We start from the raw sequence: 21990 nt of genomic DNA on the forward strand, positions 1-21990 counted from the left end.
TCGGCTCTTCAGTTGGCGGCGCCCGGCGCCGCCTGGTCCGCCTGGTTCTTGCGCGCGGCAAATTCTTCGCGCAGCTTGCGCAGCTTCTCGCGCGGGTCTTCCTTGGCCGTGGCCGCATCGAGGCCCATCTCCTTGATGAAGCGGCTGGGTTGGCAGGCCACCATCTCACGGCCCTTTTTGCGGCGCTTGGTCCAGCTCACGGCCAGCGTGCGCTGGGCGCGGGTGATGCCCACATACATCAGGCGGCGCTCTTCCTGCAGCCGTGCTGCCGTTTCATCGCTGACCTGCTGCTGCTTGCCGTCGTCATCGTCCAGCTTGAATGGCAGCATGCCCTCGGTCACGCCGACCTGCATGACATGGGGCCATTCCAGACCCTTGGAAGCGTGGAGGGTGGAGAGCACGACCATGTCCTGCTCCTTCTCGCGTTCGCTGATGGTGGAGAGCAGGGCGATGTTCTGCGAGACCTCCAGCAGGCTCTTGACCTCGGTCTGGGTGCTGGTGCCTGCAGCATCTTCTATCTGGCCGCCAGCACGCTGGGCCATCCAGTCGCAGAACTCCAGCACATTGCTCCAGCGCGCGGCAGCGACAGACTCGCTGTCTTCGCTGTCATACAGATACTGTTCGTAGCCAATTTCCTTGAGCCAGTCGATCAGAAAGCCGCGTGAGGCCTCAAACCCCAGGGTGTGGCGGGCGCGGTATTCCAGGTCGTTGATATAGCGGCCGAATTCCAGCAGGCTCTCGAAGGCCTTGCGCGGCAGCGCCTCCTCCAGCATGGCATTGAACAGCGAGCCGAACATGCTGAGCTTGTGCGCGGCAGAGAATTCCCCGAGTTTGCCCAGCGTGGTGTGGCCGATGCCGCGTTTGGGTGTACCTATGGAGCGCAGAAACGCCGGGTCGTCGTCGTTGTTGATCCAGAGGCGGAACCAGGCGCACAGGTCCTTGATCTCGGCGCGGTCGAAAAAGCTGGTGCCGCCCGAAACCTTGTAGGGGATATTGGCCTTGCGCAGCGCCTTCTCGAAGGGCTTGGCCTGGTGGTTGGCGCGGTAGAGGATGGCGAAGTCCTTCCACGCGGGCTGCGGGTTCATATTGGCGCGCAGGCCCTGAATGCGGGCCACGGCGCGCTCGGCCTCATGCTCTTCGGTGTCGCAGTCGACAATGCGCACGGGTTCGCCCTCGCCGAGTTCCGAAAACAGTGTCTTGGGAAACAGCTTGGGGTTGGGGCCGATCACATTGTTGGCCGCTCGCAAAATGGCGCTGGTGGAGCGGTAGTTCTGCTCCAGCTTGATGACCTTGAGCTGCGGAAAGTCCACGGGCAGCTTCTTGAGGTTGTCCAGCGTGGCGCCGCGCCAGCCGTAGATCGACTGATCGTCGTCGCCCACCGCCGTGAAGTGGGCGCGCTCGCCCACCAGGAATTTGAGCAGCTCGTACTGCGTGGCATTGGTGTCCTGGTACTCGTCCACCAGCACATGGCCCAGCAGGCGTTGCCATTTCTCGCGCACCTCGGGGTGGCCGCGCAGCAGTCGCATGGGCATGCCGATCAGGTCGTCGAAGTCCACGCTCTGGTAGGCGGTCAGGCGCTCTTCATAGCGCTGCATGATGAGAGCGGTGCTGCGTTCGTTGTCGTCCTGGGCCATGGCCAGGGCCTTGCGGCTGTCCCAGCCCTGATTCTTCCAGCCGCTGATGGTCCACTGCCACTGGCGAGCCGTCGCCACATCGGTGGTGCCGCCCGCGCAGTCCTTGAGGATGCCGGTGACATCGTCGGTGTCCAGAATGCTGAACTGGGGCTTGAGACCGAGAATGTGGCCGTCCTCGCGCACCATGCGCACGCCCAGCGAGTGGAAAGTGCAGATCAGCACCTCCTTGGCCTGGCGGCCGATCAGACCGGCGGCGCGTTCGCGCATTTCGGCGGCGGCCTTGTTGGTAAAAGTGATAGCGGCAATGCGGCGCGGCGCCAGACCGGTTTCGATCAGACGGCCTATCTTGTGCGTAATCACACGGGTCTTGCCCGAGCCGGCGCCTGCCAGAACAAGGCATGGACCTTCGGTGTAATGCACGGCCTGGAGCTGAGCGAGGTTGAGACCAGCAGACATGAAGCAGAGTGACCCATCATCAAAAACAAGGACTGGGAGCATACCGCTTCGCTGTGAAGAGCCCTGATGACAGCGCTCACAACTGACAAAAATCAGGGACTCAGCGAGCGTTTCACCTACACGTGCGCCCCCGTGTTACTTGAATAATTGTTGTAATAAGGTGTTAGTTGTGTAGCGTGAAGATTGCATCGTGTCCGGCCTTGATCCCGACAGCGCCAGCGAATTTTCGATGGTTGAGGGATTCATTGCCTTTTCCTCAACCCTCAGGGTGTTGTGCATGGCGAGAACCATCGGTGAAGTGAGCTTGGCCGCAGAACTTTGGACGCCTGCCGTGCAGCAGCGCTTTGAAGCGCTGTTCGCCGTGGCCGCGCGCAAGTCGCTTTCCGGCTGGCGTCAGGTTCCGCGCCATGCGGCAGAAGTGCTGGTGATCGAAGGACTGGAGAGCCTGCTGGCCAGGGCCGAGGCGAGAGCTCCTTGCGTGGTCTATCTCGGCGGCGAGCCGGCCATGCAGCCGCTGGGGCGTTCTTCCCAGGGCTGGGCAGTACATCTTGATGTGGACTTCACGTTGTCCGACCTGATCGACATGCTCGACCGTGCCGCGGTTTTCCTCATGGACTGGAGAGCTCGGCACAGGGCAGGTGAGCCCTTGTCGCTGCTGCGTGCCTTGCAAGAGCTTCAGTCGCAGGGAGTCGACTGTACGCATTGGTTTCAAATCAAATCCTGGGTTGCTTTGCCTGGCAGCGCCAACAGCGCGCAGAACATGCGTGCGCTGGCGCTGCTCGCGCGTGGGCCTATCAATGCCAGATCGCTGGCCGAGCACGCCGGCATTGAGATGTCGCAACTATCGACCCTGCTGTCCCTGCCTCAGATTCAGGCAGTCCTGAGCTGTAGTCTGCGCGGCTCCGGGGATCCCTCCGCTGCGCAGAAATCAATTACCCAGAAGCAGCCAGCCGCATCCGTGACGCGTCAATGGCTCAGCAAGCTGACGGGCTGGATTACCCGTGGAGGACGTACATGACATCTTTCATGCCCATGCAGCCCGGCCAGGGCCTGCTGCGGGTGAGTCTGCTGGGGCCCATGGGCGTGGGCAAGACCACGGCGCTGCGCAGCCTGTGCGGGGAATTCATGGCAGGCAGCGATGTGCGCAACCTGGACAAGGCGACGCACAGCAAGGAGTTCACCACGGTAGGGGCGGAGTTTGGCGAGATCGACCTGGGCTCTGGCGAGCGACTGCAGCTGGTAGGCAGCCCCGGTCAGGATCGATTCGATTTCGTGCGCCGCTGGGTGCTTTCTGCATCGGTGGGAGCGCTGCTGATGGTGGACGTCAACGATGCGGGCGCGGTGGACTACGCCTGCGAGATGCTGACGGGGATCGCAGAGCTGGACCAGGCACCTTTGATGGTCATTCTCAGTTGCCGTCCCGCCAGCGGAGCAAGGCTGGAGGCATTCAGCTCCGCCCTGGTCGCCAAAGGCCATGACCTCACCCCGCTTGTTGAGGCTGATCCACGTGATCGCCAGCAGATGCTGGATGCCCTGAGCGTGCTGGCATCGCTGCTGTCCTTGCAAAGTCAGACTCTATGAAGACCCATAACTCCCTCGTGATTCCGCCACATGCCGTGGAGGCAGGTCAGGAAATCCTGGCGCGCGTGGTTTCCCCGGTGGCGGGCGTCCACATCGCCTTGCTCTGTACCCCTGACGGTTTCGAGATTTCAGCGCTGCGCATTCGCAGCGATCTGCCGACCGAACGACTGTCGGCCATGGCAGGCTCGCTCATGGCCATGGCCAAGGCTGTGGCCAATGAGATCGGACACAGGGATTGCAAGCGCCTGACCTTCGAGACGGAGTCGGGCACGGTGGTCTTCCAGGCGGTGAACGGCTCCTTCCCGGCCGTTCTCTGTCTGGTGGTGGATCAGAACGCCTTGTTGGGTCGCGCGCTCTGGGCGGCCGGTGAGGTTGCCACAGGGTACCTGCCCTCTTGATCACAGGTTCACTGGAGTTCTGAGTCTGAGTGGGTGCGCATCCGTCGCACGAGTTCCTTGTCTTGCTTTTCAAAAGGTGGATTTATGGCCTCTATCCAGGATTCTCTGAACGCTCTGATGACCGCAGACGGTGCTGTCTGTGGCGCTCTCGTGGACAGCGCAAGCGGCATGCTGATGGGCAGCGTCGGCGGCGGCGTGGACATGGAGCTGGCCGCGGCCGGCAACACCGAGGTCGTGCGTGCCAAGATCAAGACCATGCGCATGCTCAATCTCAACGACCAGATCGACGACATATTGATCACTCTGGGCAAGCAATATCACATCATTCGTCCCGTGGCCGCCAATGACGGCGTGTTCTTTTATCTGGTGCTGGACAAGGCTCGTGCCAACCTGGCGCTGGCGCGCCGCAAGACTGCAGATGTGGAAAAGGAACTCAAGCTCTGATGTGCTGTCCTTGTATCCGTCACGGCAGCCTGCCTTGCGCAGGCTTTGTTTTTGGGTAGGTCTGCACTGAAAAATTTTCATCGCAGGCCGTGAGGGGGTTGGAGTCGGGCGCTGTCACAATTTGTGCGTGTTGTCCGTTCTACTCATCACCTTTCCCTTCTTTGCCCTGGTGGCTTGCGGCTTTGCCGCCACATGGCGCGGCATCCTGCCCCAGGCAGCGATCCCCGGCCTCAATGCCTTTGTGCTGTACTTCGCGCTGCCCTGCATGCTGTACCGCTTTGGTGCGCAAACACCGATTCATCAGCTGCTCGACATCAACGTCACCCTGGTCTATCTGCTCTGTGCGGCGCTGATGGTGGGCACGACCGTGCTGCTGACACGCGCACGCCTGGGCTGGAACGATGCCGCATTCGGTGCACTGGTCGCTGCTTTCCCCAACACCGGCTTCATGGGCGTTCCCATGCTGGCGGCGCTGCTGGGCGCGCAGAGCGCGGGGCCGGTGATCGTGACCATGGCCATCGACATGGTCATCACCACCTCGGCCTGCATTGCGCTGTCGCGGCTCGATCTGGCGGGAGGGCAAGGAATCTGGCTGGCAGTGCGCAATTCGCTCAAGGGCATGGCGTCCAATCCCATGCCCTGGTCGATTCTGCTGGGCGGCCTGGCCTCTGCCATGGGTTGGGTATTGCCCGGCCCGGTGGACAAGACCGTGGCCATGCTGGCCGCAGCGGCTTCGCCGGTGGCTTTGTTCACCATAGGCGCCGTGTTGGCCCGCTCGCAGATGAACAGCCACGAACGCGTCGCCGTGCGCGACTATGTGCCGATCGCACTGGCCAAGCTTGTCGTCCATCCCTTGCTGGTCTGGGCCGTCGGACAGGCCGCGATCTCCATGGGACTGGGGCTTCAGCACGAAACCCTGGTGGTGCTGGTGCTGCTGGCAGCCCTGCCGTCCGCCAGCAATGTGTCGCTGCTGACCGAGCGCTACGGCGCCCACGGCGGCCGCGTGGCGCGCATCATCCTGGTATCGACCAGCCTGGCCTTCCTCAGCTTCTCCGCCGCCGTGGCGCTAATGACCTGATCAAAAACAAGAGCGGCTTGCGCAAGACCAGCCTGCGCAAACCGCTGTTTTGGCTAAAAACCGCAAACAAGCACACCCCAACAAAGAGACACCGAGGAAGGGCCTAGGCGGCCCCGCCGCCCCGCACCGAAGGTGTCGTCCCCCTCCCGAAGAGAGAGGGGGAAGGCGCGAAGCGCCTCAGGGGGAGTGTTCAATACTCCCAGAACATCCGCTGCAGTTCCTTGGTGTTGGCGCCCTTGGTCAGCGCCAGCATGGTCAGCAGGCGTGCTTTTTCGGGGCGCATGTCGTGGGCGACCACCCAGTCGTACTTGTCGTCGGGCTGTTCGGCATTGCGCAGCACAAAGCCGTAGGGCACGCGTGCCGAACGCACGATGAGCACGCCCTTGCCGCGTGCATCCTGCAGCGGCTTGACCATGCGGTCGGCCACCGAGCCATTGCCGGTGCCGGCATGGACGATGGCCTTGGCGCCGGCATCGACCAGGGCATTTACGGCCGTGGGCTGAACGCTGCCGTAGGCATAGACGATGTCCACCTGAGGCAGCTTGTCGATGTTGTCGATATTGAACTCGGAGTTCATGGTGTGGCGCTTGACGGGCGCGCGGAACCAGTAGTTCTTGCCCTCGACCACCATGCCCAGCGGACCCCACTGGCTCTTGAAGGCACCAGTCTGGATGTTGATGTCCTTGTTCACATCGCGGGCGGTGTTGATCTCGTCATTCATGGTGACGAAGACGCCCTTGCCCCTGGCGTCCTTGGAGCCTGCCACGCTGACGGCATTGACCAGGTTCAGTGCGCCATCGGCGGACAGGGCCGTGCCCGGACGCATGCTGCCGACCACGGCAATGGGCTTGTCGGTGTGCACGGTCAGGCTCAGGAAGTAGGCCGTCTCGGCCAGCGTGTCCGTGCCGTGGGTGATGACGATGCCGTCCACATCTGACTGCTTGGCCAGTTGCGAGACGCGCTTGGCCAGGGTCAGCAGATTGTCGTTGGTGAAGCTCTCGGAAGCGATCTGGAACACCTGCTCGCCGCGCACATTGGCGATCTGGGCCAGCTCGGGCAGGCCGGCCAGCAACTTGTCCACAGGTACCTTGGCGGCCGTGTAGGTGGCGCTGTTGACGGTCGAGGCACCGGCACCCGCAATCGTGCCGCCCGTGGCCAGCACCACCACATTGGGCTTGGCTGTCTGCGCCTTGGCCGCCTGCGCGGCCGCAGGCGATGCATCCTGAGCCAGAGCTGCGCCGGGGACGGACAGAATGCCCAGAACGGCGATGGTGGCGGCCAGCAAGCTCTGGCGGAAGACTTGTTTTTGCATGAAGTAGTGCTCCGTGATTGAATGAAACGGCCTCTTGTGGAGCCGAGCCTCACACCATGCAATAGCCATGCCGGCTTGCCCATTCGCGCAAATCCCGATGGATTTGCCAAGCGCCTGCGGTTTATATAAATTGATAGCTGTCAGCGCTTATGGGTAAAGGGCTAAAGAGCTAAAAACCTTAAATTTCAGACGACTTTAGATGCTGAGCGGATCCACATCCACCAGCCAGCGCACCAGCGGCCTGTGCTCGGGCAGCGTGCGCAGCCAGTGCAGATACTGCTGCCAGGCATTGAGAAAGCGCAGCAGGGCGCTGCGGTTGCCGGCTTCCAGCAGCATCTGGGCGCGCTCCACATTGGCCACGCGCTGCACCGCCATGGGGATGGGCGGGTAGATGAACACTTCGTCCAGATAAGGCAGCTTGGCCTCTCTGGCGACCTGGGTGGCGGCATTCAGAAAAGCCTGGGCAGCTTCCTGGGTGCGTGCATCGGCCCGGACTATGGCCTGAAAGGCATAGGGCGGCATGCCGGCATCCAGCCGTTCCTTGAGTTGCTGCCTGGCGAACGCCGGGTAGTCATGCTTGCGCAGTGCGGTGTAGACGGCGTTTTGCGGGTCGTGGCTCTGGATCCACATCTCTGGATGGCTGCCCTGTGCCTGCACATATTGCGCGTCGCGCCCGGCACGCCCGGCGGCCTGCATCAGCAGGCAGAACAGCCGCTCCGGGGCGCGATAGTCGCTGGAGTACAGCGCGCTGTCGGGTTGCACGGCCGCCACCAGCGTGATGCGCCGAAAGTCATGGCCCTTGGCCACCATCTGGGTGCCTACCAGCACATCCACATCGCCGGCATGAACCTGGGCCAACTGCTGCTCCAGGCTGCCCTTGGCCTTGGTGGTGTCGGCGTCGATGCGCGCCACGCGGGCCGGATTGCCGTCGGGGCGCTGCACATTGCGCAGCAGCCGCTCCAGCTCTTCCTGCAATTGCTCCGTGCCTTTGCCAAGCGGCAGGATGTCGGGGTTGCCGCAACTGGGGCAGGCAAACGGCACACGCTGGGTAAAGCCGCAGTGGTGGCAGCGCAGCGTGCGGTCGCCCTTGTGAAAGACCTGGTGAGCGCTGCAATGGGGGCAGTCACTCTTCCAGTTGCAGTCGGCGCAGAACAGCACGGGGGCAAAGCCGCGGCGGTTGAGCAGAATCAGGCTTTGCTCGCCGCGTTTGACGCGCTCGGTGATGGCCTCGATCAGCGGCGGCGAGAACACGGCGCGTTTGGGTTGCTGGCCCATGTCCACCATTCTCACCCTGGGAAGGCTGGCCGTGCCTGATCCGGGCGTGCCTGAGCCGGCCGCGCCGATACGGCTGGGCATATGCAGGCGCAGGTAGCGGCCGACATCGGGTTCCGAGGCATGCCAGCTCTCCAGCGACGGTGTGGCGCTGCCCAGAATGACCTTGGCGCCGGTATCGCGCCCGCGCCAGATGGCCAGATCGCGTGCCGAATAGCGTGCGCCCTCCTGCTGCTTGTAGCTGGCGTCATGTTCCTCGTCGACTACGATCAGCGCCAGTTGCGGCACGCTGGCAAAAATAGCCATGCGCGTACCCAGCACGATGCGGGCGCGGCCCGTGTGAGCGGCCAGCCAGCTTTTGAGACGCTGCGGGTTGGTCATGCCGCTGTGCATGCTGACTACGGCGTCCTTGCCGTACTGAGGCACGAAGCGGGCGACAAATCGCTCTTCCAGCTGAGGCGTGAGGTTGATCTCGGGCACCATCACCAGGGCTTGAGCCTCCGGGTTGGCATCCAGCACGGCTTGCACTGCACGCAGATAAACCTCGGTCTTGCCGCTGCCAGTGCTGCCGTGGAGCAGGAACGGGCCGGGGTTTTGCTCAATTTGCTCGAAGACCTCCGATTGTTCGGCACTGAGGGCGAGCAGAGGCGTTGCGCTGCTGGCGTCCGGTGTGTGAGCCATCGTCTCGGAGCTCGCTTGTGCTGCTTCAGCGGCTTGTACCTTCTTGCGCTTGCCGGCTGGCGGCTTGGCTGTCTTGGGCGGAGCCAGCCGCCGTGCCAGCTGTTCGGGCGACATATCGCGCAACTGAGGCGGCAAGGCGGTGACGGCGATCTCGCCCAAGCTGCGCTGGTAATAGTGCGCGGCAAAAGCCACCAGCCGTCGCCAGGCCTGGTTCAGCGGTTCTATGCCCTGCAGCAGGCCGGCAATGCTGCGCAGTTCCACCCCGTCTGGAATGGCTTCGGGGGCGGCGGGCGTATCCCAGACCACACCCAACAACTCTCTTTTTCCCAGAGGAACGCGCGCCAAGCTGCCGGGCTCCAGCCATGCATCGCTAACGTAGCTCAACAGATCACCTACGGCGCTGTGGGCAGGGGTCTGGACGGCAACGTAAACGATATGGGACATGGAGTTGGATCGGGGGAAGGCGCTGCAGAGGCCGCAGTTCCTCAGAGCTATAGCAGATTTTGAGGCCTGCAAAGGCTTTGCGTTCTGTGGATAACTTTGTGAGAAACAATGTGCGCGAAAGGCCTGAGCAAGTCCTGTTCGTGCTTGCAAGCCGGCAGGATGGCGGAGTGGTTGAATAATTAATTTATTTAAAACAAAGACTTATATGTGTTCATGAGGCGATGAGGAGCTTGCTTTGGCAGAGTGTTGGCAGGGAGTCTGCCTCGCCATATCTGTGCATAAATCAGGCGGCGAGTCACTGTCAACCGAGAAGCTCCCTAAACCTAAATGCTTCCAAACCGCTGTGCAAAGTCCTTAACTTCTCAAAAAATAGCACTAGAGCCAGCAGCCATGAGGTATGCAGTTATCTTGAAGCATCCATATGTGGATAACTTCCGTCAATCGATGCCAAGGTGGATGAAAAAATAAAAAAGCGCCAAGCACTGCTGGCGCCGAGTTTTTCAGGGTCTGAGATTTAGTGATTTGAAATCAATGATTTGCTGCCGCTTTGCTGCATCTCAGACCGGCAATTGTCGCTCAATAACCATTTGATTTTATCGGGTGATTGAGGCCCGTTGTTCTGCAACAAATGCCTGGGAAGGCACTTGTTGCAGGGGGAGTCAGTCCTTTGTGCGCAGCAGGCGCGAGTGGCTGTGCACAGCTTCGACCAGCGCGGCCACATGTTCGGGCGGGGTGAACTGGCTGATGCCGTGACCCAGATTGAAGATGTGGGTGGGGCCGGTGGTGCTCTTGTCGGTATGAGGCTTGCCAAAGCTGTCCAGCACGGCACGCGCCTGGGCGGCGACCTGCTCGGGTGCGGCAAACAGCACGTTCGGGTCGATATTGCCCTGCAGCGCCTTGCCGGGGCCGCCGACCTCGCCGCCCACAATGGCGCGCGCCTTGCCCAGATTGGCCGTCCAGTCCAGACCCAGCACTTCGCAGTCGATGTCCTTCATGTCGGGCAGCCAGATGCCACCGCCCTTGGTGAAGACGATGCGGGGCACATCGCTGCCGTCCACACCGGTGCGTTTGAGCTGAGCCAGCACGCGCTTGGTATAGGCCAGGCTGAATTCCTGGAAAGCACCGTCGGCCAGCACGCCGCCCCAGCTGTCAAAAATCATCACGGCCTGGGCGCCGGCATCGATCTGGGCGTTCAGGTAGGCAGCCACGCTGTCGGCGTTGACTTCCAGGATGCGGTGCATCAGGTCGGGGCGCGAGTACATCAGCGACTTGACGGTGCGGTAGTCATCGCTGCCCTTGCCCTCGGTCATATAGCAGGCCAGAGTCCAGGGGCTGCCCGAGAAGCCGATCAGCGGCACACGGCCATTGAGCACCTTGCGGATATTGGTGACGGCGTCAAACACATAGCGCAGCTTGTCCATGTCGGGCACGGCCAGCTCGGCCACGGCGGCCTCGTCGCGCACGACCTTGGCAAAGCGCGGACCTTCGCCTTCGGCGAACGACAGGCCCAGGCCCATGGCGTCGGGCACGGTCAGGATGTCGCTGAACAGAATGGCGGCGTCCAGCGGGAAGCGATCCAGCGGCTGCAGGGTCACCTCGGTGGCGTAGTCCACATTGGTGGCCAGGCCCATGAAGCTGCCGGCCTTGGCGCGGGTGGCCTTGTACTCGGGCAGGTAGCGTCCCGCCTGGCGCATCAGCCACAGGGGCGTGTAGTCAGTAGCCTGGCGACGGCATGCGCGCAGGAAGGTGTCATTGGTCAGGGGGGCGAAACTCATATGCCGATTGTCGCCCACTCCGGCTTTCCCATTCACCACAATCCCGAGCGGCAATTCAGCTCTCTGTGCAGGTATAGCTGTTGCAAGGCCTTGTCACGAAAACGTCATCCAAATGTCGCGCAGGCTTCATCTGCGTTTTCCACAATGGCGCCACGCAGACACACCGTGTGGCACAGGCAGGCCGCCAACTGCGTCCAACACCGGAGGAAAGCAGACATGAGGCATCCCGAGATTCTTGATGCGCTGAATGGCCAGAGCATCGCGACGACACAGTCATCGGCTCCCTCGCTTTCCCATCGTCCCGCTAGTCCCGCACACGCTGCAGCGCCCGCTTTGCGCCTGCAGGTGCGCTGGGCCCGGCATCTGGACGAGGTTCGCCAGGCCCAGCGCCTGCGCTACCAGATCTTTGCTGAAGAAATGGGTGCTGTGCTGCAGACGCCCGTGGCAGGTCATGACATCGATGTCTTTGACGATTTCTGCGAGCATCTGATGGTCTGCGATGAAGAGCAGAACAAGGTGATCGGCACCTACCGTCTGCTGACCCCCGCCCAGGCCCAGCGTGCAGGCGGTTTGTACAGCGATCAGGAGTTCGATCTCTCGCCCATCAACGCCTGGCGGGCGCAGATGGTCGAGCTGGGGCGCAGCTGCGTGCATGCGGAGCATCGCCAGGGCGGCGTGATTCTGGCGCTCTGGGGGGCGTTGGCCGAATTCATGCAGCGCAACCGGCTCGAGGCCATGGTGGGCTGCGCCAGCATTCCCATGCAGTACCCGGGCCTGGCCCATGGCGAAGGTCCGGCACGCATCTGGCAGCAACTGCGCCAGAGCCATCTGGCCGAGCCCGAGTTGCAGGTGCGCCCCCGAGTAGCCCTGCCCGAGGAGTTGGCGCATATCAGCAATGTCTCGGCAGATGCGTTGAAGGTCGAGCCGCCAGCGCTGATCCAGGGCTATCTGCGTGCCGGTGCCAAGGTGCTGGGGGCGCCGGCCTGGGACAGCGACTTCAATACGGCCGATCTGCCCATCATGATGCGTATGCAGGATCTACCCTCTCGCTACCGTCGACTGTTCGGGCGCATGAAGGCCTGAGGCGAGGGCAGAAAGCAAAAAGCCTGTGGCCATGCCACAGGCTTTTTTGATGGCGGGACGGGTCATGCCGCGTGGCCGGGCTCATCTTCCAGGCCTTCGGCAAACAGGCCCAGCGCCGTAACCATCAGGCCCAGCATGAGGAAGGCATAGGCTGCAATGGACAGCACCAGACTCATGCTGTAGCCCCATTGCAGAACCGAGCAGGCCCAATCCCAGGACCCATAAAGCGCGCTGCACTGATTGCTGGCCGGCATGTGCACATACCAGGTGACGGCGATCCACATCAGGATCAGCATCACCACCGTGGTGCGAAGCTTGTGTGACGGCGTCTGGTCCATGTTCTTGAGCAAGACCAACGGTATGGCTCCGCCCCAGACAAACATCATCAGCCAACTGAAGGCAGGAGCCTGCGCCAGTGCCTGTTGCAACCAGTGCATCTTGGGCATGCTGTTGATGCTGGCCAGGATGTCCCAGGCAAAAGGCAGGGCCAGACCGGCGATTGCCAGACTGGCCAGCGCCAGTGCACGCAACAGGCAAAGACGTTTGTGAGACGGCTGGTGGATAAGGTTGGCATGCATGGCTTACCTCCTGTGCAGTTCAGGCAGTCCGCAGTGGTCAACGCGTGCAAGGCTGGCAAGGGCTGGAAACTGCGGTTGCGCCTGGCTTGTGGGCAGTTCCAGTCTAGAGCTTTTGCCTGGTTTGTGCCATAGGCACTATGCGCCTGCTTGAAGTCGCGCTCCACTCCAAGGCGAGGCCGATGTGCACAGTCGTAAAGTTGATTGCGCCAGGTTCATTGAGCTTGCCGGGGCTGGCATCTGCTCACCCCTGGGGCTAAGCTTGGTCTGCTCGACTCAGGGCCATGACCCCGCAGCGCCGGGCAAAGGAGTTCTTATGCTGAGCCATTCTGCTGTGACGACGATGCTGCCGGTGATGGATATGGCGCGTGCTCGTGCTTTCTACGAAGAAAGCCTGGGTCTGCAGCCAGGAGAGCTGCGGCCCGATGGAAAGTTTGTCTACCTGGTTGGCGGCAGTGCGCTGGCCCTGTTTCCAAAGCCTGGCGGCACCAAGGCCGAGCACACGGCCATCAGCTTTCGGGTGCCCGATATCGCTGCCAGCATTCGGGAACTGAAAAGCCGAGGTGTGGTGTTTGAGGACTACGACTTCCCCGACTTCAAGACCGTCAACCATGTCTGCGTGCTGGGGTCCGAGAAAGCCGCCTGGTTCAAGGACACTGAGGGTAACTACCTCTGCCTGCACGAGGAAGTGGCGCCAGCCTGAATTGCGTCATGCTCTGTGCGCGGTAATGGCCTAGATCTGTTTGAGTGCGTCAAGCACCTCGCTTTTGGAGAGCAGCTCGCTCAGCACCACAGGCTGCTTGCCGGGCAGGTACAGCACGTAGACGGGGACGCCGCTGCGCCCCAGCGATTGCAGTGCCTGGGTGATGGCCGGGTCCTGGCGCGTCCAGTCGGCGCGCAGCAGCTGCACCTGGTGCTGCGCAAAGGCCGCAAGCACCTCGGCATTGCTCAGCGTGGTGCGCTTGTTGACCTGGCAGGTCACGCACCAAGCGGCCGTGAAGTCCACAAACACCGGCTGGCCCGAGGCATGGGCAGACTGAACCTTGTCTGCCGACCAGGGTTGCCAGAGTTCGCCGGCCTGTGTTTGAGCCTGGCCCGCAGGCTCGGCCTTGATCAGTGGCAGGGCGTAATAGGCCACGCCAGCGGCCAGCAGCAGGGCGAGAGCGCCGAGGCTGATGCGGCTCTTGCCGCGCAGGCCCAGGGCCCAAATCAGCGCGGCCAGCACCAGCAGCAGGGCCAGCAGGGCCGCAGCGGCATCCATGCCGCCCTGATGGCCCAGCACCCAGACCAGCCAGACCACGGTGGCAAACATGGGGAAAGCCATGGCGTGGCGGAAGGTCTGCATCCAGGGGCCGGGCCGCGGCAGCCAGCCCACGACGGCAGGCACGAAGCTGGCCAGCAGATAGGGCAGGGCCATGCCGACGCCGAGTGCGGCAAACACTGTCAGTGCCTGCGCCGCAGGCATATCGATGGCAAAGCCCAGCGAGGCCCCCATGAAGGGCGCCGTGCAGGGCGAGGCAATCGCCACGGCCAGCACGCCGGAGAGAAAGGAGTCCAGCACCGGGTTGCGCGCCTGGGCGCTGGCAATGCTGCTGGGCAGCAGGCTGCCGAACTCGAACAGTCCGGCCAGATTCAGCCCCAGCACGGTGAACAGCGCCGCCAGCAGCGACACGACCACGGGCGACTGCAGCTGGAAGCCCCAGCCCAGCTGCTGGCCGGCCGCGCGCAGGCCCAGCAGCAGTGCGCCGAGTGCCACAAAGGACAGCACCACGCCTGCGGTATATGCCAGCCCGCCCAGCCTCTGGGCCTGGCGGTTCTGGCCATGGCCCGCAAAGCCCAGCACCTTGATGGCCAGTACGGGAAACACACAGGGCATGAGATTGAGGATCAGGCCGCCGATCAGGCCGCCCAGCAGGGCCGCCCAGAGGCTGCCTGCACTGGCCGTATTGCCTGCCGGTACGGGCTGTGAAGCGGTCTTGTTGGCCTCCAGCGCCGCTGCCAGGGCCGGCGATACGCCAGCCAGTGCGGGGGCGCTCCATCGGCCCTGCACGGCCAGTTCGCTGTGCCAGCCAGCGCTTTCGCCGCGCTCCAGCGCGGCAGCGCGCTCAGCAGGCGGCAGGGCCAGCACCACGGCCAGTTGCGCCGCAGTTTCGCCGCGCATATCGGACAGCGGCATGTTCTCGCCCACCCAGACCTCTCCGTCCCAGTGCTGCTTCCAGTCCTTGCCTGACTCTGCGGCATGTTTGAAGGTGTCGGCGTTCTCGGGATAGAACTCCAGTGTCTTGCCCTTGAGGCTGGCCGGCAGTCCGGGTATGCGCAGCGTCACTCGGTCGTCGGGCAGGTTCGTGCCTTCGGCCTTGCCGGACTCAACAAGGGCCTGACCGCCCTGGCTCAGCGCCTGGGGCTGGCCGGCCTGTGCCTGCACAAAGGCCTGGCTGTGAGGGGCGCTGCTGCCCTGAACGGGGATCTGCAACTGGAAGTTGCCGGACTCGGGAATGCATTCCACGCGGCAGACCAGCCATTCGGCGGCCAGGCCCAGATCCACTACGCCGGAGGCCGGTGCCTTGAAGTCGGCAGCGACCTTGATGGGCACGGGCAGCAGCACCGTGTCCTCATAGCCATAGTTGACCAGGGGTCCCACGCGCAGCGCATGAGGCAGCGGCCAGGCGATGGGGCCGGCCTCCAGGCCCGGGGGCAGTTGCCACTGCAGCACGGTGGGTAGGCCCGAATCGCCAGCATTTTTCCAATAGGTATGCCATTCGGGTTGATGGCTGATCTTCAACCCCAGCCAGAAGACCTGCCCGGCGGCGATGCCCTCGGGGGCCTGGGCCACCAGCTCGGCCTGCACGCGCGGCGTCTGCACGGTGGCGGCACCCGAAGCCGCATTTTTGAGCAGGATCTGCGCGCCAGCGCCGGTGGCAAAAGCACAGGCCCAGACGGCCAGCGCCAGCATCAGCCAGAGTGAAAGGCGCTGCGAGAGGCGGCGGGGTCCGGTGGTCAGGGAAAGGGCTTGAGAAGACATGGCGGACGGTGGGAGTCTGTAGCGGTGTTTTTGGTTCCCTGCACGGGGCGGCCGATTGGCAAAACCAATGCTTGCATAGGCGCATGGTATTGGACAGAAGGCGCGGGCGGACTCCATCATGGCTCGGCCTGCAAGGCTCAAACAGCCCGCAGCCGGAGCCGGTCGCAGGAGTCCGTTGCCGGGCAATTACAGGAGACCAGCATTATGGTGAATACCTCACGCCGCCGCTTTCTTGCCACCTCGACTGCCTGTGCTGCCACCGCGCTGCCCTGGCATGCGGCCGCTGCGCCCGGCTATCCGGACAAGCCGGTACGAGTCATCGTGCCGTTTCCGGCCGGTGGCACCACCGACGTCGTGGCCCGGCTGACCATGCAGAAGCTGGGCGAACTTGCGGGCCAGTCCTTCGTGGTCGACAACAAGAGTGGCGCCAACGGCGTCATAGGCTCCGAGCTGGCGGCCCGCGCAGCACCCGACGGCTATACCTTGCTGATGAACACGGCGGGAGCGCAGACCCTGAGCCCAGTGCTCTACAAGACCAGCTACGAGGCGCTGGCCAGCTTCGAGCCCATCAGCCATCTATGCGATGTGGGCTTTGTGGTGATTGCGCGCAAGGACCTGCCCGTCAACAGCATGCAGGAGCTGACGGCCATGGCCAAGCAGGGCAAGCCGCTGAGCGCCTCCTCGGGCAGCAGCATGATTTCGCTGATCACCGAGCAGTTCAAGAAAGTGATCGAGGCACCGGGCATCGTGAATGCCCAGTACAAGGGCACGGGCCCGCAGATGCAGGCCGTGGTGGCGGGCGAGGTGGACTTTTCGTTCGACTCCTTCACCTCGGTGGAGATGATTCGCGCAGGCAAGGTCAAGGCCCTGGCCGTGCTGCTGCCCCAGCGTGTACCGACCTTTGCGCAGCTGCCCACGCTGCGCGAGCTGGGCATAGCGGGCATGGATTTCAATTCCTGGTCGGGGCTGCTAGCTCCCAAGGGTACGCCTCAGGACATCGTGGGCTATCTGGCCCAGCAGATGGACAAGATCATGCAGATGCCTGATGTGCTGGCCAGGCTTGCCGGCTACAACTACATGCCGCGGCGCAGCACGCCCCAGGAGTTCGGTCGGCTCATTGCCGCCGACCACGAGCGCTGGAAGCGCATCGTCAAGGAAACAGGCATCACCCTGGGCTAGCTTCGCGCGAAGCAGATCCGGCCTCCGCGGCCAGGTTGGCGACGGAGCTGGGCGGCTGCCCGCCCACCTCGGCTGGGATGGCGATGCGCTTGCAAGGCTCGGCACTGGCCATCAGCGCATCGCTGTCCACGGGGGCCTGTGCTTGGAGTTCCTCTGCCGTCTGGGCCTGCGCCTTCGTCCTTGCGGGCTGTGCCGGGGCCTGGGCTGCAGCCGGCAGCATATGCGCCTGGCGCCAGTGGCCCCAGCGGTAGTAGGCCAGCATCATCAGCATGGAGCAGACGGAGCTGATGGGAAAACTCCACCAGATGGCATCCACGCCCATCACGGGTTGCAGCCAGCGCGCCACGGGCACGCGTATGCCCCACATGACAATTGCCAGGATGAGCACCGGCGCCATCACGGCCCCCGTGGAGCGCACCACTCCGGCCAGCACAAAGGTCACGCCGAAGAAGAGGAAGGAGCCTATGGCAATGTGGTTGAGATGGCGGGCCACCTCCAGCGAGGGGCTGCCGCTTGGCAGAAACCAGCCCAGCACATGGCGGTCCAGCAGCACGATGAGGACGATCAGGCTGCCCGTCATCAAGAGGTTGCCCAGCATGCCTGCATTGGCCGTGGCGCTGACACGCTGCCAGAGGCCCGCCCCCACGTTCTGCGCCGCCATGGACGAACAGGCCGCGCCTATGGCCATGGCCGGCATCTGCACATAGGTCCACAGTTGCAGCGCTGCGCTATAGGCGGATGCCGTCTGCACGCCATGCTCGTTGACCATGGAAATCATGGCGATCATGGCCAGCGAGATCATCACGATCTGCACGCCCATGGGCAGGCCCTTGACCACCAGAGTGCGCACAATCGTCAGATCGGGCTTGAACAGTCCCAGCTGCCGGCGACCTATCCACAAGGGATGGCGGCGCAGGCGCAGCCATCCCAGCAGGGCAAAAAAGCTCACGGCATTGGCAATCAGCGTGGCCACGGCCGAGCCCTGGATACCCATGCGCGGCACGGGGCCCCAGCCAAAGATCAGCAGCGGGTTGAGGGCCATGTCCAGCGCCACGACGACGAGCAGAAACCAGAACGGCGTTCTGGTATCTCCCGCGCCGCGCAGGGCCGCCGTCACAAAGCTGAACATGAACAGCAGCGGAATGGCCAGAAAGATGACTTTGAGATAAGCCTCGGCCAGCGGCAGCGCTGCTTCGGGTGTGCTCATCCACAGCATGAGATGGCGCGACAGCGGCCAGCCCAGCAGGGCAATCAGCAGCGAGACAACACCAAAAAACGTCGCGCTGGTGCCAAGCACACGTTTGGCTTGCGCGATGTTTTTCGACCCCATGCTCTGGGCAATCAGGATATTGGTCGCCATGCTGATGCCGAACACCGCGCCGATCAGCGCAAACATCACGTTGTTGGCATTGGCGGTGGCCGTCAGCGCGGCCTCGCCCAGGTGACCGCCGACCCAGATGGCATTGACCGAGCCGTTGAGCGACTGCAGCACATTGCCGGCCAGGATCGGCAGGGCAAAGACCAGCAAGGTGCTGGCAATCGGGCCCTGGGTCAGGTCGCGTGTCTGGGGCTTGGAGTTGGCGGTGCGCGCACTCTGGCGCGGGGCGCTGGCGGAGGCTTCAGGCATCGGCCCATTGTGGGGCATGTCGGCCGGTTGCGGTTGACGGGCGGTGGGCCCGGAATCCGGGGCAGGAGGTGGTTTTGGGGCGCTGGCGCAGCTACGATGATGGCCATGAGCAATACCCCGACCACTCCCGCAAGCGCGCTTCCCCGCTGGCCGTCACGCTTCTGGGCCCAGGCATCGGCCCATGACTTTGCCCTGGCCCAGAACAATGGCCTGGCCGCAGACACCGTGGCCGTGCTGCCCGTGGCGGCGGTGGAGCAGCATGGGCCGCATCTGCCGCTGTCGGTGGATGCCAGCCTGATAGAGGGCGTCATCGATGCCGCTCTGGCGCAACTGCCCGCCGAGCTGCCGGTGCTGTTTCTGCCGCCGCAGAACATCGGCTTTTCGGTCGAGCATACGCACTATGCGGGCACCTTGAGCCTGCAGCCGGCCACGCTGATTGCTCTGTGGACGGAGCTGGGCGCCTGCGTGGCGCGCGCCGGCATCAGGAAGCTGCTGCTGCTCAACGGTCATGGTGGCCAGGTCAGCGTGATGGACATCGTTGCGCGCGAGCTGCGCATCCGGCATGGCCTGCTGGTCTACAGCGCCAGCTGGTTCGGGCTGGTGGACGATGCGGCCAACCAGCAGTTCTGCGCGCATGAGCATCGCTTCGGCATTCACGGCGGCGAAGTGGAGACCTCGATGCTGCTGCACCTGGCGCCCGAGACCGTGCATATGGAGCGTGCGCAGAACTTCGCTTCCAGCTCTGAGCAGCGGGCCGGCAAATACCACTTCATCGGCAATGGCCGCAGCGCCAAGCTGGGCTGGGCCATCGAGGACTACAACCCGGCCGGAGCCGTGGGCAACTCCGCCGCCGCGACGGCCGAGCGTGGCGCGGCCATGGTGCGTTCATCGGCTCAGGGCCTGGTCAGGTTGCTGGGCGAAATTCATGACCTTCCCCTGAGCACGGTGGGAAATCAACCACAGCCGCTTTGAATTCAGGAGCTTTTTACGCAAGAACAGCCTGCATTTGCAGGCTGTTTTGTATTGAAAATCAATGCTATCAATCGCTATAAGCTACTGAAAGCATAGCTATCAGTATCACTGTTTCGGAATCTTGGCCGTGGTGATGACATCGCCCCAGCGCTTGATTTCCGACTGCAGCAGCTTGGCGGTCTGCTCGGGGGTGCTGGCCTGGGCCTGCACATTCAGTTCGCGCAGCTTCTTGGCGACCTCGGGGTTGTTGACGGCGGCGTTGATTTCCTTGTTCAGACGCGCGATCACGGGGGCTGGTGTCTTGGAGGGCGCAGCCAGCGCATTCCAGGACGAGGCCACAAAGCCCTTGACGCCGGATTCCTGGGCCGTGGGCACATTGGGCAGCAGTGGCGAGCGCTTCTCGCCCGTCACCGCGAGCAGGTTCACGGCCTTGGAATTGATCTGGCCCATGATGGGCGTGAGAATTTCCACGGCCGCATCGATCTGCTTGCCGCGCAGCGCCGTCACCACGGCGGGCGTGCCGTTGAAGGGCACGATCTGCGCATCGATGCCGGCCGTGGTCTTGAACAGCTCGGCCGCCAGGTGCTGGGTGCTGCCCACATTGATGCTGCCCAGATTCAGCTTGCCGGGATTGGCCTTGGCATAGCTCACCAGCTCGCCCAGGTTCTTGAAGGGCGACTTGGCATCGGTGATGACGCCAATGTCAAAGTAGCCCAGCGTGGAGATGGGCGTCAGGTCCTTGACCATGTCGAAGGGCAGACTGTTGAACAGATTCACCGTGACGGCGCTGCCGTTGGACATGAGAAACAGCGTATGTCCGTCGGGCGCAGCCTTGGCCACGGTGTCGGCCGCCACGATACCGCCCGCGCTGGGCTTGTTGTCTATGACCACGGGCTGGCCGAGCTGGGTGGACAGCTGCTGCGCCACCACACGGGCCGTCACATCGGCCACGCCGCCGGCACCAAAGGGTACGACGATGCGGATGGGGCGGTTGGAAAGGCCTTCGGCCTGGGCGGTGGTGGCTAATCCGCTCAGCAGGGCAGCCCCCGCTGCGGCACTGATCAGGGATTGGGTAAAACTGCGGCGTTTCATGCTTGTCCTTCTGTCTGAAACTTTTTATCCAGAGAGTGTGCCGCCGAAAGATGCCCGGAGGCAGCCGCAAAGCGTTCTGTCTGCTATGCCGCACAGGTATGGCTAGTTACCGCTTGCTTGCAGGGCAGTCAGCCCCCAGTGATGCATGACCTCGCGCAATATCAGCAGGGCCGCCGCATGTTCAGCGGTCTGCGGCAGCTGCGGGTCGGCATGGCCGGGCTGCTGGGCCTGGCGTGCCAGCAACTCGAACATATTCTCGATCGCCTCGCGCGAGGCCTGTATGGCTTGCGGGTCGGCTGTGGCACTGTGTATCAATTGCCGCAGCAGCGGGTCTGCCGTTTGCAGCATGCTGGCACCTGCAGGCAGCCAGCGTCCTGCCGGCATGACAGCATCCTCCACATCGGCAATCGCGTTTTCCAACATCAGCGCATTGGGCATGCGCTGGCCGAAAGCCTTGACCAGGGTGGCAATGCCTATGGGCAGGCGGTGCTGCTGCGCGCCTATGTCAAGCGTCAGCGCCGTATCGCCAAGACTGAGAAAGATGGAGTCCATGCCGGTTTTGTAGCACTTTGCGTTGGCCGGCTCCAGGCATGAGGGGGATCAGGCGCTGGTGATCCAGCTTCTGTATTCGGCGCTATCGAGATGGCTGAGTGTGTTGAAGCTTTGCAGCATCAAGCGCTTGGGGCTGATGCTGAACTCCGTCACGGCAATATTGCGCAGCCGCATATTGAGGGCAATGGTCACCTCGGGCGCGGTTCCAAGCACCTGGCCCACGGCCGCGGAGATGGGGCCGCCGCTGCTGACCAGCAGCACGTTCTGGCCGCTGTGCTGGTGGCGTATCTCCTCAAGCACCTGGTGCACTCCATCCGCAAAACCGTTCCAGTCAGGCATGCCGACCGGGCTGATGGTGCCTCCCATCCATTGCGCCAGCGCGTCGCACAGCAGGCGGAAATGATGACGGTACAGCTCGGGCGTATCGGGCCTGGGCAGAGGGGCAGGGTGGATGGCGCGCAGCAGGGCTTCGCTGTCGTACTCGTTGAGTCCGGACCGGCTTTGTACCTCAAGGCCTGAAGCGCTGCCAAGGCCCTGGACTATCCCGGCCAGCGTCTGTTGATGGCGCTTGAGCGTGCCTGCATAGACGGCGTCGAACTTCAGACCTCGCTCACGCCAGTATTCACCCAGACGCACCGCCTGTTCCTGGCCGCGTGGGCTGAGCTGGTCGTAATCATCCGCGCCAAACGAGGCCTGGCCATGGCGCACAAGGTAGAGGTTTCCCATGGCGCGGATGTTGGGCCTTGCCCGCTTGCGGCGCTGTCATGCCTGCGACCTGCTGGCGCTTGTGCGACAGCGCACGGGCGGGCATTT

General features: G+C 63.2%; 19 protein-coding genes. 9 read left to right on the plus strand and 10 right to left on the minus strand.

Features of this window, described 5'->3' with window-relative positions:
• Window positions 1–8: 8 nt before the first annotated feature.
• Window positions 9–2090: an ATP-dependent helicase gene (locus MPZ60_RS02010; RefSeq protein WP_034353039.1), complete on the minus strand. Its 2082-nt coding sequence runs from the start codon at window positions 2088–2090 to the stop codon at window positions 9–11.
• A gap of 229 nt (window positions 2091–2319) precedes the next feature.
• On the opposite strand from MPZ60_RS02010, the gene MPZ60_RS02015 reads away from it, so the two are divergent.
• The 5 genes from MPZ60_RS02015 (at window position 2320) to MPZ60_RS02035 (ending at window position 5591) form a co-directional block, all read left to right on the plus strand.
• Window positions 2320–3108: a hypothetical protein gene (locus MPZ60_RS02015; RefSeq protein ID WP_187771844.1), complete on the plus strand. Its 789-nt coding sequence runs from the start codon at window positions 2320–2322 to the stop codon at window positions 3106–3108.
• Entirely contained in the window at window positions 3105–3671 is a 567-nt protein-coding gene (locus MPZ60_RS02020) for an ATP/GTP-binding protein (protein WP_034353045.1), read from the plus strand. The genes MPZ60_RS02015 and MPZ60_RS02020 overlap by 4 nt, the downstream gene beginning before the upstream one ends.
• The gene (locus tag MPZ60_RS02025) at window positions 3668–4069 is read left to right on the plus strand and encodes a roadblock/LC7 domain-containing protein (RefSeq protein WP_034353049.1); all 402 of its coding nucleotides are present in this window, start codon (window positions 3668–3670) and stop codon (window positions 4067–4069) included. Before MPZ60_RS02020 ends, MPZ60_RS02025 begins: the two co-directional genes overlap by 4 nt.
• Window positions 4070–4153: 84 nt before the next feature.
• Window positions 4154–4513 (plus strand): hypothetical protein, encoded by a 360-nt coding sequence (locus MPZ60_RS02030; protein ID WP_003065585.1) that lies wholly within the window; start codon window positions 4154–4156, stop codon window positions 4511–4513.
• Window positions 4514–4640: 127 nt separating this feature from the next.
• Window positions 4641–5591, plus strand: coding sequence for an AEC family transporter (locus MPZ60_RS02035; RefSeq protein WP_034353185.1), 951 nt, complete (start codon window positions 4641–4643; stop codon window positions 5589–5591).
• A gap of 190 nt (window positions 5592–5781) precedes the next feature.
• On the opposite strand, the gene MPZ60_RS02040 is transcribed toward MPZ60_RS02035, so the two are convergent.
• From MPZ60_RS02040 to hemE, 3 genes are all read right to left on the minus strand, one after another.
• The gene (locus tag MPZ60_RS02040) at window positions 5782–6903 is read right to left on the minus strand and encodes an asparaginase (protein ID WP_045840183.1); all 1122 of its coding nucleotides are present in this window, start codon (window positions 6901–6903) and stop codon (window positions 5782–5784) included.
• A gap of 195 nt (window positions 6904–7098) precedes the next feature.
• Complete coding sequence (priA, locus tag MPZ60_RS02045) at window positions 7099–9300, minus strand: primosomal protein N' (protein WP_034353052.1); 2202 nt, start codon at window positions 9298–9300, stop codon at window positions 7099–7101.
• A 659-nt stretch (window positions 9301–9959) separates the two neighbouring features.
• Window positions 9960–11075 (minus strand): uroporphyrinogen decarboxylase, encoded by a 1116-nt coding sequence (gene hemE / locus MPZ60_RS02050; RefSeq protein ID WP_034353190.1) that lies wholly within the window; start codon window positions 11073–11075, stop codon window positions 9960–9962.
• Between the two features lie 216 nt (window positions 11076–11291).
• Here hemE and MPZ60_RS02055 point away from each other — a divergent pair, with 216 nt between their 5' ends.
• Window positions 11292–12158 (plus strand): GNAT family N-acetyltransferase, encoded by an 867-nt coding sequence (locus MPZ60_RS02055; RefSeq protein ID WP_052057580.1) that lies wholly within the window; start codon window positions 11292–11294, stop codon window positions 12156–12158.
• A gap of 62 nt (window positions 12159–12220) precedes the next feature.
• Here MPZ60_RS02055 and MPZ60_RS02060 read toward each other — a convergent pair whose 3' ends face one another.
• On the minus strand, window positions 12221–12736 hold the full coding sequence (locus tag MPZ60_RS02060) for a hypothetical protein (RefSeq protein ID WP_034353055.1): 516 nt from the start codon (window positions 12734–12736) through the stop codon (window positions 12221–12223).
• 313 nt (window positions 12737–13049) lie between these two features.
• On the opposite strand from MPZ60_RS02060, the gene MPZ60_RS02065 reads away from it, so the two are divergent.
• Window positions 13050–13436 (plus strand): VOC family protein, encoded by a 387-nt coding sequence (locus tag MPZ60_RS02065; RefSeq protein ID WP_012836833.1) that lies wholly within the window; start codon window positions 13050–13052, stop codon window positions 13434–13436.
• Between the two features lie 30 nt (window positions 13437–13466).
• Here the strand turns inward: MPZ60_RS02065 and MPZ60_RS02070 are convergent, their stop codons facing one another.
• The gene (locus MPZ60_RS02070; protein ID WP_034353058.1) at window positions 13467–15755 is read right to left on the minus strand and encodes a protein-disulfide reductase DsbD; all 2289 of its coding nucleotides are present in this window, start codon (window positions 15753–15755) and stop codon (window positions 13467–13469) included.
• Between the two features lie 204 nt (window positions 15756–15959).
• Between MPZ60_RS02070 and MPZ60_RS02075 the strand changes: the two genes are divergently transcribed.
• A complete protein-coding gene (locus MPZ60_RS02075) occupies window positions 15960–16934 on the plus strand; it encodes a tripartite tricarboxylate transporter substrate binding protein (protein WP_034353061.1) in 975 nt (324 codons plus the stop codon).
• Here the strand turns inward: MPZ60_RS02075 and MPZ60_RS02080 are convergent.
• On the minus strand, window positions 16921–18561 hold the full coding sequence (locus tag MPZ60_RS02080) for an MATE family efflux transporter (protein ID WP_052057581.1): 1641 nt from the start codon (window positions 18559–18561) through the stop codon (window positions 16921–16923). The genes MPZ60_RS02075 and MPZ60_RS02080 overlap by 14 nt on opposite strands.
• 96 nt (window positions 18562–18657) lie before the next feature.
• On the opposite strand from MPZ60_RS02080, the gene MPZ60_RS02085 reads away from it, so the two are divergent.
• A complete protein-coding gene (locus MPZ60_RS02085) occupies window positions 18658–19533 on the plus strand; it encodes a creatininase family protein (RefSeq protein WP_034353067.1) in 876 nt (291 codons plus the stop codon).
• A gap of 105 nt (window positions 19534–19638) precedes the next feature.
• On the opposite strand, the gene MPZ60_RS02090 is transcribed toward MPZ60_RS02085, so the two are convergent.
• From MPZ60_RS02090 to MPZ60_RS02100, 3 genes are all read right to left on the minus strand, one after another.
• Window positions 19639–20625, minus strand: a complete 987-nt coding sequence (locus MPZ60_RS02090; protein WP_034353070.1) for a tripartite tricarboxylate transporter substrate binding protein — start codon at window positions 20623–20625, stop codon at window positions 19639–19641.
• A 102-nt stretch (window positions 20626–20727) separates the two neighbouring features.
• The gene (locus MPZ60_RS02095; protein ID WP_034353074.1) at window positions 20728–21177 is read right to left on the minus strand and encodes a hypothetical protein; all 450 of its coding nucleotides are present in this window, start codon (window positions 21175–21177) and stop codon (window positions 20728–20730) included.
• A 48-nt stretch (window positions 21178–21225) separates the two neighbouring features.
• The gene (locus MPZ60_RS02100; RefSeq protein WP_034353078.1) at window positions 21226–21903 is read right to left on the minus strand and encodes a histidine phosphatase family protein; all 678 of its coding nucleotides are present in this window, start codon (window positions 21901–21903) and stop codon (window positions 21226–21228) included.
• Window positions 21904–21990: the final 87 nt, after the last annotated feature.

This window comes from Comamonas sp. 7D-2, from assembly GCF_022749555.1.
GTDB classification, from domain to species: Bacteria; Pseudomonadota; Gammaproteobacteria; order Burkholderiales; family Burkholderiaceae_C; genus Comamonas; species Comamonas thiooxydans.